The sequence below is a fragment of the Candidatus Omnitrophota bacterium genome (assembly GCA_040755155.1).
Classification (GTDB): Bacteria; Hinthialibacterota; Hinthialibacteria; order Hinthialibacterales; family Hinthialibacteraceae; genus JBFMBP01.
Map to the genome: position 1 here is coordinate 1 of JBFMBP010000127.1, position 14734 is coordinate 14734.

The window sequence follows — 14734 nt, forward strand, 5'->3', positions numbered from 1 at the left end:
TATATTTGTATAATGAGCCTCTTGCAAAAACTCTATAATTCCTCCCCCAAGCTTGGGGGAGGTTAGGAGGGGGTTGCCTTAAGTCTAATAAAATCAACCTCCCTCTAACTCCCCCCAAGCTTGGGGGGAGAATTTAAAAGCGGATTTTATTAATTTTGCAAGAGCCTCTAATATTTGGCATATAATCTTTGAAAACTTCTAAAGGTTCGTCGAAATCCTCCGCCATTTCAATAAGACCTTTGGCGCGCCCAAACTGCGATTTCCGGCGGGATTTCGCCACGGAGACCAGCTGGATCATTTGGTTTTCGTCTTTGCGGATGAATACCGATTCCCTTTGCAAGACCTTATCCTCCAAGTCAATCCGCATGGATGGATATTCCTTCAAATCCACTTGCGCCATGATTCGTCCCTCATCGTTGGATGATGGAAATAGTATAGCCTAAAGCTCCGAATATTTCTCTCCCATATCCATTCTTTATCCTGAGCATCCTTCCATCCTGGGCATCTAGATTCGGACAACCAGTGAATTCGCAAAGGCAGACTAAAACCTTGCCTTTGCCACCCGCCGCCGGTTCGAGAGAATAACACAAGAACCCGCGAGAAGATTAACTCAACCTTGTTCTTGGCGCCCCCCGCAATGTATAATGAATAGGAACATGAAAACTCGAAAAGGAGAATCTACCGATCATGGATGCCGCTGAAATCGTGATCCAGAAAGTGCGCCAACTCCCGCCCGAACAGATGCAAAAAGTCTTGGAATTTATTGATGGTTTGGATGACGATCTCGGATTGGATGAAGATGCAGCTATAGCCGAACGGCGTTATGAAACCATGAAAAACAGCGGGGGAAAAAACCTCGTCTCATCGGATGAAATGCGCCGTAGATTGGGTTTTTGATGAGATATCGAGTCCAATTCGATGCCTCCCTCGAGCACGAACTGGCGAAGATCGACTCCAAAACCGTTGCGCGCATTTTATCGGTTATCGAATCCCTCGCCGAAAATCCCCGCCCTCCCCGTTGCCTTAAACTCAAGGGAAAATCGAATTTATATCGCGTTCGCGTTGGCAACTTTCGCGTCATTTACGCCATAGAAGATTCTCTCAACCTTGTGGCGATTTTGCGAGTGGGCGACCGAAAAGATGCCTATCGTTGATTATCGTTGTCATCTTTTATCCTGAGCATCCTTTCATCCTGGATAGCATGATTCAGACAACCAGAGAATACGCAAGGGCAGACTAAAACATTGCTTATGCCACCCGCCTTTTGCGTTTTCGTGATTCAAACGACGCGGGTAAGAGATTCCCTTAATTTTCCATTGCGCGTATTAATTTATATTACATCTCACTTATTTAACAAGATGAAAATTATTGTTGTCCAATAAATATGCGGGGAATTACGCTATTGAATAACTCTATTTCGGCGCCTTTTCCACCCAGGCGATCAAATGGGCGTAATCGCTGGCTTTTACCCGCTCGTAAAATTTCCGGTCGGCGGTAACCACCATGGCGTCTCGATCCTCGGCTAGCGCAAGATAGAAACAATCGTAAATGGCATGACCGATGATATTGGCTAATTGAAAGGCGCGATGGGTTAATGAACTGGAATCGATGAGTTCGAGAGGTATTTCCTTAATTAATGTAGAATAACAGCGCCATCCGGCTTCTTCGCCAATTTCGTTTCTGGTAACTTTTTTCTGAATGGCGGCGAGGCATTCGTAGGCGATGAAATCCGGCGCAATGCGGGATATCTCCGGATTTAGAAAGCGAATAGCTTCCATGCGCTTGGTTTCGTTTATAATCCACTTGACCGCTACGCTGGCGTCGATGACATATGTTGTCATCGGCTGTCTCTCAAGGCTCGAATATCATCGGCGCAATCGCTGGGAACGGGACCAATTTCTTCCGCGAGGGCGTTGGCTTTGCGGATAAATTCTTCCACGCTTCGTTTTCGCTTTTGCGCGGTTTCTGCGATGGCCTGGCGGGTTTGAGGGTCGATGGATACCCCGTATTCCTCGGCCACGGTTCCAAGGCGGGCTAGAAATTCGGGATCGATGGGCTGGTTATGAGCAGTAAAATGGACAGTTAATTCGTTCATGAGATTATCTTTCTCGAACAGTCTCTAAAGTAATGATATTCGTGAAATAGCGACCTGGCAAGCAAAAAACGCTTTCCAATCGTTGACGCTGGTTCGAAATCGTCCGAATCAGGATCGTCAGGATTTTCAGGATGGCCAGGATGTTGTCGTCTTTTATCCTGAGCATCCTTTCATTCTGCCCATCATGATTCAGACAAGTTATCGATGGAGTAAAATATACTGACTATCCAGTTTTTCCGTATTGTCATTAATTCCTGACAAGGCGGAAGCCTATGTCGCTGCCTGAGTAATTTGAATTTCCGGAGGATCGACGAGCTGATCGCACAAGATTCTGTGTATCATTCCAACCGCCTCCCCTTAGCACGAGGTTATCTCCACCACCTGGGCCAGTTGGATCACTAGCTGGGTTTGTAAAATAATAATTCGCATACCAATCCTGACACCACTCATACACATTCCCGCTCATATCAAAGAGACCCAGCACATTTGGCTTCTTTAATCCAACTTCATGAGATGCACTCCCTGAATTACCATAATACCACGCATATTTATCTATTTCCTTATAATTAGTATCGTCCCCCCAATAAAACCTAGTTGTAGTTCCTGCACGGCAGGCATATTCCCATTCCGCTTCCGTCGGTAAGCGGAAGGTTCCTTGTCCCAGCTGGTTCAACTTCTTGATAAAACTCTGGCAATTGTTCCAGGAAACATTTATTGGATAGTTCGGTGACTCTGGATTGCTCCCCATCACTGCCAGCCACTGCGCCCGCGTTACCTCATATTTTCCCATGTAAAAAGGCTTAGTGATATTTACTAGATGTAATGGCCCTTCGTCCGATCTTCTATCCTTCTCATTATCCGGGCTGCCCATCATAAAAGAACCAGCCGGAATGTATTCCATATACAAAGGAACAGCGCCTTCAGGAAGACTCAACGGAACGATAATTTCACCTGGGTAAAGAGTCGGAGTTGGAGTTACAGGCGGCGTTGGAGTGACGGTTGGCGTAGGCGTAACCGTCGGCGTTGGCGTAGGATTAATCACACCCCAGTTTTTGACAACCAGATCATCGACAACAACGGAAGACGACACGTTAGGGCCGCCGTTTTGCACGATGGCATGAATGGGGACGCTGGGATTGTTGACGGTAAAATCTCCGCCGATGATTAGATGCTCCGGCTCCTTGCTTTTGGCGTCGGGAATATCCTTCTCGAAGCGGTAAACGCAGAGGCTTTGAAATCCATTCGACAATACAAACGCCAGCATTCCAGCGCCGGGAGACGTTTCGCGGTAGATATTGACTTCGCCTACAAGAGTCATGGGGAAAGAGTTTTCCACGCCTTGAATGATCGTTCCTACGTTGGCGGCGCTATTCTCCGGCTCGATGGACAGGCGGATGGCGATGTCCGATAGCGATTCGAAAAAGGGAGTAATGCGCCCGTCGTCGTCGTTGATATTGGCGATTAGTTTATCGACGCCCTTTTCGAACGAACCGTCCACTTCCAACCCAACGGATTGATTGCTGATGGACGGCGCCAAAGGCTTCACGCAAAGGTTATCCACATAAACAGTGCTGGTGAGCGAGGAATAGGGATAATTCACGATCTGCACGGCGATTTGCAGCCAGCCGGATGGCGGGCGGTAAATGAGGTTGAGCGAACGGTATTGCTCCACGGGAACCTCTTCGCCGGTGATGTTCGTATAGCCCAATTGGCCGTCCACGGGACAATTCAAAGCGATGAGAGCGATGGATACGTCCTTGCTGGAAGAACGGAAAGCGCCGGAAATAACCGCTAAAGAAGGCGCTTCCATCGCCACGTTGACGACGATCCAAACCCCTTCCCCCGGCGAGACGCGCACGGCCATGCCATTACCGTCCGTATAATATCCTTCGGGAATCGCTCCGAAAGAGATTTTACCGAAGCGGAAGCCCCCAGGCGGATCGGCGACCAGTTGATTCTCGGCGAGAGTGCTTCCGTTAAGATCGATCAAGCCGCCGGAAGCAGGAGGCTTCGGCGTAGCGGTGGGCGTAGGCGTTGGAAGATTATCTTGAGCGAATGCGGCGCAAACTACAAAGAGCAAGAAGAACGTTAGAAAAGCCGATTTTTTTACGAACATAATCCCCCTCCTAGAGAAAAAGGAACGATTAGGTTAATGGAAGATTATTAATTAATAGCGCATGATGGCAAATTATACTAGTTAAAAGATTTTTTTACGTACTATATTTTTCCCCGGCATATCCTCGCGGCCAGCAACCATTGGACGCAAAAAAAAGCCCGGATGAAGACTCCATCCGGGGCGTTTTTTTTTGTTCTGAGAGTAGCTTTTTTAAAACAGGGATTTAAAGCGTTTAACGTAAGTTTAATAAAATGAGTATCGGGGCGACTGGATTTGAACCAGCGACCCACTGCTCCCGAAGCAGTTACGCTACCAGGCTGCGCTACGCCCCGAAACCGATATTTCTATGGAAATAGTATCCTACTTGCATGGCGCGGTTCCTTCAAGGCGAAGGTTCTGCGCTAGGGCGAAAAAACCTAATTCCGCATCACGATGTCGCCGTAACTGGCCAAACCGTTGCTGGAGTCGTAAGGAAATCCCATACCCGTGACGCTGTTATACGCTCCTCTGCCGCCATCGGGACCGGCGCCGATCATAATGTATTGTCCCGTCAACAACGGCTTAATGCCATGAGCCGCCGCTTCCATATTTCCCGGAACGAATGTCGACAAACCAATATCTCCCGAACCAGGAATCTCCGGATCGTCGTCCGCATACATATAGGCGTAGGGAGGAATAACGTCCTGCGAAATCAATTGGCTCATCGTATCGCGTTTGGAAGTGGCCGAAAAGAAAGGATCGACGGGAATGCTGGACATATAGGCGACCGGAGTGGTCAACGGCGCCCAAAGCCCCGCCGTACCGCCGCGATCATTTTGCGCGCTGCCGCCGACGCCTTTAAAAACTTCCACCATGCGTTTCTGGCCTTGAGCATAATCGTCATCCCAGAAATCGACCAGCATGACGCCCCTGTCCAGCCGCAGTTGTTCCAGACACGTCGATAAGCTTTTCATATCCGATTGGGCGCGGGCGATTTTGGCGCGCATCTGAGCATTGAGAAAGTTAGGCACGGCGATAGCCGCCAAAACTCCGATGATGGCGACGACGATGAGAAGTTCAATTAACGTAAATCCTTTTTTACCCATGACTTAGAATATCCTCCCGCGAAGAAATTAGATTAATGCATTTTATTTTAGTCTATAACATATTGTACGCGCAATTATGTCTCCGCATCGAGTTTCCATGTAAGAAATTGTATTGCAAATCAGCCTTAAATCAAAAATTTGGTTCATTTTAAAGGAATTATTATGACGAATTATAATAGAGATTACAATAGGTTGGGAGAAAATTATTTTAGGTTTATCGAAATCAAATGGATAATCGCCTTGCCGCCTTGCGCTCTCCAGCCTGTTTCGGTAATCTGGAAGAACGAAAGTTAAATTGAAAATCGAGAAGAAGATATGAAGAAATCCGAATCGGCGTCCAGCCTCCGTCACGAAGATATCCTCTCGATCATCCGCGTGAAGAACGAATCTTTCGCTTCGTTGCTGGACAATCAGTTGCTTTCCTTAATGATTGAGGAATCCAAGATTGTAACTTTTAAGACGGAAAATATTATCGTCAAACAGCACGATCCTTCCGATTCTCTTTACCTGATTTTAAGCGGACGGTGCACGGTTTACGTCAACGACCGGCTCATCAGCCATATCGAAGCGGGCGACCTTCTCGGCGAAATGGGCGTGATACAAAACACGCCGCGCAGCGCCACCGTCATCGCCATCGAGGAGACGCGCGCGCTGCGCATATCCGCCGATACGTTTAAAAAAATGCTGAACAATCCCAAACTCGCAACTTGGATGCTCAGTATGTTGACGGACCGGGTGCGGCGAGCCTCTACGGACGCCGCGCGCTTTCTCAAGGAGATGGAAGAAATCCGCATGGATCAGATGGAACTGGCGCGAGTGCAACGCTCACTGTTGCCCAAGGAGTTGCCCGCCGGTTCCCGCTTCCGCGTTCACGTTTTATATTCCCCCTGCGCTTATGCGGGAGGGGATTATTACGACGCCATCCTTCTGGATAAAGACCACCTTTTTCTTATCGTAGCCGACGTAACCGGACACGGGGCGCAGGCGTCCATTTCTATGGCCATCGTGCGTTCGTTCGTCCATCAATCCAACTTCGGCAAAAAGCCGGAAACGATTCTGAAAAAATTGAACCGGTACCTCTTTCAATACGGCCCTTCGCAACATTTCGTAACCGCCCAAACCGCGGTCATCGACTTGGCGAAGAAAAAAATCCATTTCGCTTACGCCGGCCATCCCCCGATGCTGCATTTGCGGGGGGACCAATGCCAATCCATGAAGGCGCCGCGATCTTTTTTTCTGCGCTTCATGATGGATGCGGATTACAAATCGGCGACGCTTACTCTCAACTCGGGAGACCGCGTCGCTTTCTATACCGATGGCGTCATCGAAACATTCAACCCCGATGGGGGGATGTACAATATGGAAGGTTTGCAATTGTATCTATCGAAAACGCATAAACGGCCGGTATCCGAAGTGCCGTCGCTTTTGGAAACCGACTTGCATAATTTCCGCAATGGCAGTCCTGTGGAAGACGATATTACATTTATGGTCGTCGAGATCGCTTGAGAGCGCTTTCTCTAATTCCATTCTCATTCCACCATTTCTTATTATGGAGGCTCTTACAAAATTGAGAAAACTGTCTTTAAATTCTCCCCCCAAGTTTGGGGGGAGTTAGAGGGGGGTTGATTTTAATGGACTTAAGACAACCCCCTCCTAACCTCCCCCAGGCTTGGGGGAGGAATAATGTAATTTTGCAAGAGCATCAATGGATATCTCGCTATTGGCAGGAACCGTTGCTCGCCGTTCTTCTTGTCTTATTCTATGGCGCCTATCTGGCTCCCCGATGTTGGCGCTATGTTTATCTGACGTGGGATTCTTTGCGCGACCTGATCGCCGCCCAGCATATTCTCGCCGGAGGCGGCTGGTTTTCCGATCCGATGCTTTTAGGGCATTCCTGCTGGTATCCGCCGTTGCACGCTCTTTTTTGCGCGGCGGCAGTCTCCATTTTTCCCATCGATATATTTCGCTTTTACGCCCTGGCGCCCGTACTTTTGAATTGGATATTCCCCGCCGCTTTTTATCATTTAGCGCGGCGTCTCTTGAGCGGAAACCGCACCGCCGCTTTTTGGGCGACGCTCGCACTCGCCGCCATGCCTTGGGCTGTTACCTATGTTCTCGCTTCGCCGACGGTGATGGCTCACGCAGCGGGTTTTGCGATTTTATTATTTATTTTCCACCTTCATCTACTGGAAAAATATTCGCAGAAAAAAAATTTGATTTTCTCCCTATGTACGGGTTTAATGGGTTTATATCACCCTCCCACGTTCTTGATTCTGACCGCCGTCATTTCCATCCATTGGCTTATTCAAGCGGCGCAAAGCAAGCGTAAGCCGTTCTTGCGGCGATGGCTGTTTTTTTTGACGCTCTCCTTGACGGTTTGTTCGCCTTATTGGCTGCCCAACCTGGCGCAGCCGCTGCGCAATCCAGCGCCGCTCGCTTATATCTCTCCGGGATTGACTCGGCATGAGTTGTTTCTGCCCGGTGCTTCCTGGCTGCTCTCGCTTCCCTTGCTTTTCCTGGCCGTCCTCGGAGTTGTTTCGCTGCTGCGCCGTTGGAAAGAAAGTCCAGTTCAATTCATCCTGGCCTTGCTCGCCGTTTCGCTCATAGGCCAGGCGCCGGGATACTTGAAGATTCTATTGGAAAAGCGCTTCACCGCCCTGGACGCATCTATCGGAGACAAAATTCCCATCCTCGTTCCCCACGAGTTTCAATTTTACTTTCAAATCGCCCTTTGCCTTTGTTTGGGAATCGGTCTGGCGCAGCTGCAAGCAAGCCAAGGCGCGCGAAAGTTGATTTATTGGGCGGCGGCGATTGGTTTCGCCGCGAGTTTGACAATCAATCTGATCCATCTTCCGCAACGCTGCCAGGTTTTCCTCTGGCCATACCGCCTTTCTGGGGAATGGAACGATCCCGTGAAAGCGATTCTCGCCCATACGGCGGTAAATGACGCTATAGCCGCTCCCAACGACGAAACCAGTTTCTTCATCATCGGCGTCCGGACGGGCCGCAAATGTCTCCTGTCTTATCCAACGCATACGAATACGCGCGCCGATCTGCCATCCAGGCGGCAAGCGCGGGAAATTCTCTTTCACTCCTATTCCACCGCGGAGGTTTTACAAACGGCCGAACGCTGGCGCGTCCAATTCATCTTATGCAAAATCAAACTCGTCTCCTCCGACAGGATTGCCTTTTTCCGCGAGATATTTCCTTCGGTTTACGACGACGGCGTCGTTTCCATTTTTCGCGTCGAGAAGAAGGGCAAGTCTTTGGACTCATAACGATTTTTTATTATAGGAATGGCCTTTTCCCTTCATGATAAATGTCTTAGGATAAACGGGGATAATGCGGATATCCCGCATTATTTCTCTAAAAAACGATTTCAAGAGGGGGTTCCATGAAAAAATACGCTTATTTCTTAATGCTTATCTTAGCTTTATCCATATCTAATAGTATTTCCGCCGAAGACGCCGCGAACGACAAGGACCGGCTCGGCGGTTGGAAGAAAATCGCTTCCGAAGCGAAGGCGTTTTTCTACGTCCAGGAGATCAGCGGCGTCTGGTGGATCGTCAATCCCGCCGGGAACGCATTTCTTTCCAAAGGCGTCAACCATATCTCCTTCTTCGCCGACAACGCTCCCCAATTGGGTTACTCGCCCTATGGCCGCGCAACGCAAAAGAAATACGGCAGCGAAGGCGCGTGGGCGAAAGCGGCGGCGGATAATTTATGGCGTTGGAATTTCAACACCGCCGGCGCTTGGTGCAGTACATCCATGTATAAACAAGAACTCCCTTATACGCCCGTTTTGGACGTCGCCAGCCGCGCGGGGGCCAATTGGCAAACGGGTATTTTCCCCGACGTGTTTTCGAAAAAGTTCCGCATGGCCGCCCGCGCCGCGATCCAGACGGCGTGCCGTCCCCAGCGCGATAACAAATACTTACTAGGCTACTTCACCGACAACGAATTGCGTTGGGGTCCCGATTGGCGCAGTCCCGACGCTTTGCTCATGGATTTCCTCCGCTTCGATCGCGAATCCGACGGTTGGAACCGCGCCGTTCAGTTTCTCAAAGAACGCTATTCCACTATCGACGCTCTCAACGAGCAATGGAAGATCAAAGCGAAATCCTTCGAGGAAGTTCCCGCCGTTGAATCCTTCCCTGCTTCCGATGCGCGATCGGAGGCGGAAGAGGCGTTCGTGAAAATCGTCGCTGGAGAATATTTCCGCGTCTGCGCCGAAGAAATCCGAGACGCCGATCCCAATCACCTCATACTCGGCTGCCGCTTTGCAGGCAAAGCCTCCGAAACTGTATTGGAAGCGATGGCGCCTTATGTCGATATCGTTTCCTTCAACACCTATAACTTCACTCCTCCCGCAGGAACTTTAAAACGTATTTTCGAAATCACGAAACGCCCCATTATGATTACGGAATTTTCCTTCAAAGCAATGGATTCCGGCCTTCCCAATACAAAGGGCGCGGGCAAGCCGGTGGCGACGCAAAAAGAACGCGCCGAACATTTCACCAATTTCATAACCCAATTGCTGCAACTGCCCTTCATCGTGGGCTATCACTGGTTCGAATACGCCGATGAACCGGCGGAGGGACGCTTTGACGGCGAGAATAGCAATTACGGCCTAGTAAATATCAAGGACGAACCGTGGGAAATATTAACCAACGAAATGGCGCGAACCAATCTCGCCGCAGAAAAGATTCACGCCGGACTCGCAGGCGGAACGGCAAACATTGACAATGCAAACAGATAATCCGAAATCGCATATGATTTCGTTAAAGAAAATCATGAAAATTATTTTTCGAAAGTTACTGGTTATCTGCGTCTTCGCAGCGGCGATTCTATTGTCGTTCCCTTGCTCTTCATCCGCTCAGATTGCGGGAAAAACGCTCTACATTTTCGACCTGGAATCTTATTTGGCCGCAAAACCGGATGATAAAGTCTGGCAATACGATGTCATCAACCTCGTTTCTGCCCTGCAAGGACTAGTAAACCGGGATGCGCCGCAACTTTATATTCTTTACGTTCGCGAACAATTCTCATATAACAAGCAGAACATCGATCGTTTCTGGCTGGATAAGTTGCGCTCCCCTGGCCTGTTTCTCGCCGATTATCCGATAACGAATGTCAAAACTCTGGAGGAATTGCTATCGATATTCCGTTCCTATTATACGGCCGTCGTTCTTTGGGACGCCAACGTTCCCGCCAGCGCCAACGCGGCATTGACGATTGCCGGATCGGACGGCTTTCTGCCCGTGCGCCTCGATAAAAGCCCCGATTCTCTCTTTACTCAAATCGTTGAGAGCGGACCGCAACTCCCTCCGCGAGAGCGATTGGCGGATCGTTTTAACGCCGTGGGCAATATCCCGGACACGCCCATAGCCTCTACGGGATACAAAAAAGGCGACGCTTATTTATGGGCCAGGTATTTCTATCTCGACAAGGGGATGTGCGCTCCCAACCACTTCGCATTTTTTCTCGATCCTTACGATTGGGATCTGCGAGTGGAAGGTTATCAATATCCCGATCTGCCGAACTGCGCCATCGTCAATCACGATTTCTATGTGAGCAAAAAATCCTTCTTTCTCGACCTGGACCCGTGGTGGGACGAAAAACCAACGGATACTCCCGGCGGCGCATTTCTGCAAGGCGTCGATTACAACCTCATTCTCAAAGACATCCTGAAATCGGCGCAAAAACACACGCCCGGCCTTCCTTCTCCTATCCTCCGTTTCGGCGGCTTCGTTCCCTGGTGGGTCAAATACACTAGCGCCTTCGAGGGAGGATTGCATAAAGAGGAAGAGACGGCGGAACGATACGCCGCCATTGTCTCCGCCTATAACGGAGTCATCGACGGCGACAGTTCGCCCTTCGGCGCGCTCGCCAATGCTTCGGTTTTTCAACACTATCCTCTGCCAGACCGTTACCAGCAGAATCCCGTCCCGCCGCCGCGGCCGCTGGAAAACAAAAATTATCTTCTTTTCGCCATCGGCAGTTTCGATTCCTCCGCTTTCCTCTATCAAACCATTCCTATGCTATGGGATGATCCCAATCGCGGCAAAATACCCCTCGCCTGGGCGCTTTCGCCCATAACCAGCGAACGCACGCCGCCCATTTTCGATTATCTCTACCAGAACCGGACGGCCAACGATTATTTCGTTTCCGGAACGGCGGGAGGCGGATACTGTTATCCCAACCGATTTATCTACAACGAAGAAACGAAACGCGAATATTCCGACCTTCCGGAAGAGATCGGCGAATGGAAAAAATTTTCAAAGGAGTTATACCGGAAATTCGATCTTCGCATGACCGTCGCCGCCGACCTGGACCGCGATCCCATTCTTCCCGTTTCTTTTACAAACCTCCTACAGAGCCATTTTCGTAGTTTCTCCCCTCATGGAGTGGGAACATTGAAGCCTTACGAAACGAATCTGGCTGACGGCGTTGCGCCATTTATCGAGGAAACGGCCTACTTCCGCAAGAAGCCTCTTGATTGGCAGGAAGCTGTTAAGACAATTTATTCCAACAGCCGCCCAGGAACGCGAAAATTTCATCTCTATCGCTTTAAACTCACTAGTCCCACCGAAATCAATTTCCTTTACGATCGGATTCGGCAGGAACATCCCGAAATGCTTTACGAGGCGCTAGATCCCTATTCTTTCTTTTATCTTTTAAGGCAGCATTACGCCAACGGCGATCCCAAAGCCAATTACTTTCTGCCCTATTTCATTTCTCATACGATTCCTCAGGAGACGAATCACGGTAAAGAAAACCGCTTTAACGCTCAGGTCGTATTGCGCAACGACGGCTGGGAAACCTGGAATTCCCCCCAAAATCCAACCAACCAAAGATACCGGCTGATCTACAACTGGCGCCAAGAGGGCGAAGACGCCGTTACTCCCTTCTACAATGCAGGCTATGTGGAAGAGCCAGTTCCTCCCGGCGTTGCGACGACGGTGAACATCCTGATCCCATCACCCGATTCGGCGGGCCTTTATCGATTGATTCTAATCTTGGAACAAGAAAACGTGCATCAATCTCCCATTCAAGAAGAGATTCTAGTGACGGTGAATTAAGGGATTCGTTCAAAATCGGCGTTGAAACCTTTTGGATTATGTAAAAAAATGCTATTTTTATTTTTTGTTCGCGGAAGAAGCCGGGGATTTCTACGTTAGCATGGCGCTCCACGTCAAAGGGGCGGGAAAGCTTCGCTTCTTTGCAGCTGCTTTGACTATCCAATCGAAAAGATATCGCCTATATGAACGAGAAGAAAACCGACGCCAAGAAGCATGGAACCGTCAAGACGCCCAGGAAGACTGTACCGAACCTGGATTTCGATTTTATCGAACGAATCGTTCGTCTTGTGGAAAATGCGGAGATCGGGGAGTTGGAAATTGAATCCCCCGAAGGATTGCGATTAGCCGTAAAAAAAGCGCCGAGCGGGATTTTTTCCTCACCGCCGGCGATGTATCCTCCGATGTACGCCAGTGTTCCCGCCGCCCATCATTCGACGCCGATAACGGAAGCGCCCGCTCCAGTCAAAGCGGAAACCGACGAATCCATCGAGATTATAAAAGCGCCCATGGTCGGCACCTTCTACCGCGCCCCGGCGCCGGATGCGCCCCCCTTCGTCGAAATGGGAGGCGCCGTGCAAAACAGCACCGTCGTCTGCATTCTGGAAGCCATGAAGGTCATGAACGAAATCAAGGCGGGCGTTTCGGGAACCGTCGCGGAGATTATGGTCGAAAACGGCCAGCCCGTCGAATTCGGCCAACCCTTGTTCAAGATCAGGAAATAGCGAATCGGCGCCGGCCAACCTTATCGCCCGAAAGCGGGGAAAATAATATCGATCCTAGAGGTTCATGTCATTTGAAGTTGTTCCCTCGCCCTCTGGGAGAGGGTTAGGGTGAGGGGGCATTTTTTATTACGCAACTATTAAAATCAATTGAAATTGACCACTTGCGCAAGGAAGCGATTCGCTTCCCTGTTTTTTCTATTATCGCAAAATCCCAGGAACGAAAACCATTATGTTTAAAAAAATCCTGATTGCGAATCGCGGCGAAATCGCCCTGCGAATCATCCGCGCCTGCCATGAATTAGGCATCGAGACGGTCGCCGTTTATTCCGAAGCGGATCGAGATTCTTTGCACGTCCGTTTCGCCGACGAAGACATCTGCATCGGCCCGCCGCCGCCTTCTGAATCCTACCTCAATATCCCCCGCATCATTTCAGCCGCCGAGATTACGGATGCGGAAGCGATTCATCCCGGCTATGGCTTTCTCGCCGAAAACGCCCATTTCGCGGAAATCTGCGAATCGTGCAATATCGCCTTTATCGGCCCTTCCCATAAAGCCATATCCCTCATGGGAGACAAAGCGGCGGCGCGGTCTACGATCGAAAAAGAAGGCGTCGGCGCCATCCCCGGCTCGCCCGGAACCGTAGATACGCAAGATCAAGCGATGAAGATCGCCCGAAAATTGGGCTACCCCGTCATGATCAAAGCGGCGGCGGGCGGCGGCGGACGCGGCATGAGAGAAGCCCATACGGACGTTAGCCTGGTTCAAGCCTTTATCACCGCCCAGGCGGAAGCGGAAAAGGCGTTTGGCGACCGGCGGCTCTATATCGAAAAACTGATCGTGGAACCCCGCCACGTCGAAATCCAGATTTTAGCCGATAAGCACGGCAACGTTATCCACCTTGGCGAGCGGGATTGCTCCCTGCAGCGCCGCCATCAGAAAGTCCTAGAAGAAAGCCCCTCTCCCGCCGTGGACGATGAGATAAGAACCAAGATGGGGGAAGCGGCGGCCAAATGCGCCAAAGCGGCGGGCTATTCCAGCGCCGGAACGGTGGAGTTTCTGTTGGACAAAGACCGTCATTTCTACTTCATGGAAATGAATACGCGAGTGCAGGTCGAACACCCCGTCACGGAAATGGTTACCGGCATCGATATCGTCAAGGAACAAATCCGCATCGCCGCTGGAGAACCTCTTGGCTGCAAGCAAAAAGACGTGAAATTTAAAGGCCACTCCATCGAATGCCGCATCAACGCCGAAGATCCCTACAACCAATTCCTACCCTCGCCGGGAAAGATCACCGGCTTTCATATTCCCGGCGGGCCGGGCATCCGCGTCGATTCCCACATTTACAGCGAATACGTCGTCCCGCCTTATTACGATTCCTTGCTGGCCAAGCTGATCGTCCACGGCAATAACCGGATGGAAGCCATCATGAAGATGCGTTGCGCCTTGAGCGAATTCATCGTGGAAGGCATCCCCACCACCATTCCGCTATTGCAGCAGATCATGGAAGATTCCGATTTCATCAAGGGCGATTTCCATACCGGCAAATTGGACGACATCCGCAAACGGCTGGATTACGATCATGCGCCGTGATTTCTATTTCCCATAAAATCTGCGCCGATTTTATGAGCAT

General features: G+C 50.2%; 13 protein-coding genes and 1 tRNA gene. 8 read left to right on the forward strand and 6 right to left on the reverse strand.

Going from position 1 to position 14734, the window contains the following annotated elements; genetic code table 11:
- Positions 1-133: 133 nt before the first annotated feature.
- A complete protein-coding gene (locus tag AB1656_18710; GenBank protein MEW6237419.1) occupies positions 134-400 on the reverse strand; it encodes a DUF2281 domain-containing protein in 267 nt (88 codons plus the stop codon).
- A 287-nt stretch (positions 401-687) separates the two neighbouring features.
- On the opposite strand from AB1656_18710, the gene AB1656_18715 reads away from it, so the two are divergent.
- Together AB1656_18715 and AB1656_18720 are read left to right on the forward strand one after the other, a co-directional pair.
- Positions 688-897, forward strand: coding sequence for a hypothetical protein (locus tag AB1656_18715; protein ID MEW6237420.1), 210 nt, complete (start codon positions 688-690; stop codon positions 895-897).
- Positions 897-1154, forward strand: a complete 258-nt coding sequence (locus AB1656_18720) for a type II toxin-antitoxin system RelE/ParE family toxin (GenBank protein ID MEW6237421.1) — start codon at positions 897-899, stop codon at positions 1152-1154. Before AB1656_18715 ends, AB1656_18720 begins: the two co-directional genes overlap by 1 nt.
- A gap of 258 nt (positions 1155-1412) precedes the next feature.
- On the opposite strand, the gene AB1656_18725 is transcribed toward AB1656_18720, so the two are convergent.
- From AB1656_18725 to AB1656_18745, 5 genes are all read right to left on the reverse strand, one after another.
- Positions 1413-1841: a type II toxin-antitoxin system VapC family toxin gene (locus tag AB1656_18725; GenBank protein ID MEW6237422.1), complete on the reverse strand. Its 429-nt coding sequence runs from the start codon at positions 1839-1841 to the stop codon at positions 1413-1415.
- Positions 1838-2095 (reverse strand): hypothetical protein, encoded by a 258-nt coding sequence (locus AB1656_18730; protein MEW6237423.1) that lies wholly within the window; start codon positions 2093-2095, stop codon positions 1838-1840. The genes AB1656_18725 and AB1656_18730 overlap by 4 nt, the downstream gene beginning before the upstream one ends.
- 247 nt (positions 2096-2342) lie before the next feature.
- Entirely contained in the window at positions 2343-4211 is a 1869-nt protein-coding gene (locus AB1656_18735; protein ID MEW6237424.1) for a formylglycine-generating enzyme family protein, read from the reverse strand.
- A gap of 258 nt (positions 4212-4469) precedes the next feature.
- Positions 4470-4543 (reverse strand) — tRNA-Pro (locus tag AB1656_18740).
- Between the two features lie 84 nt (positions 4544-4627).
- Positions 4628-5296, reverse strand: coding sequence for a prepilin-type N-terminal cleavage/methylation domain-containing protein (locus AB1656_18745; protein ID MEW6237425.1), 669 nt, complete (start codon positions 5294-5296; stop codon positions 4628-4630).
- Between the two features lie 315 nt (positions 5297-5611).
- Between AB1656_18745 and AB1656_18750 the strand changes: the two genes are divergently transcribed.
- The 6 genes from AB1656_18750 (at position 5612) to accC (ending at position 14694) form a co-directional block, all read left to right on the forward strand.
- The gene (locus AB1656_18750; protein MEW6237426.1) at positions 5612-6802 is read left to right on the forward strand and encodes a SpoIIE family protein phosphatase; all 1191 of its coding nucleotides are present in this window, start codon (positions 5612-5614) and stop codon (positions 6800-6802) included.
- A gap of 185 nt (positions 6803-6987) precedes the next feature.
- Positions 6988-8574 (forward strand): hypothetical protein, encoded by a 1587-nt coding sequence (locus AB1656_18755; protein ID MEW6237427.1) that lies wholly within the window; start codon positions 6988-6990, stop codon positions 8572-8574.
- A gap of 116 nt (positions 8575-8690) precedes the next feature.
- Complete coding sequence (locus AB1656_18760; protein MEW6237428.1) at positions 8691-10055, forward strand: beta-galactosidase; 1365 nt, start codon at positions 8691-8693, stop codon at positions 10053-10055.
- Positions 10056-10089: 34 nt separating this feature from the next.
- Complete coding sequence (locus AB1656_18765) at positions 10090-12378, forward strand: GxGYxYP domain-containing protein (protein MEW6237429.1); 2289 nt, start codon at positions 10090-10092, stop codon at positions 12376-12378.
- 182 nt (positions 12379-12560) lie between these two features.
- Complete coding sequence (gene accB, locus AB1656_18770; GenBank protein ID MEW6237430.1) at positions 12561-13100, forward strand: acetyl-CoA carboxylase biotin carboxyl carrier protein; 540 nt, start codon at positions 12561-12563, stop codon at positions 13098-13100.
- A gap of 229 nt (positions 13101-13329) precedes the next feature.
- A complete protein-coding gene (accC, locus tag AB1656_18775) occupies positions 13330-14694 on the forward strand; it encodes an acetyl-CoA carboxylase biotin carboxylase subunit (GenBank protein MEW6237431.1) in 1365 nt (454 codons plus the stop codon).
- The last annotated feature ends 40 nt before the right edge of the window (positions 14695-14734 follow it).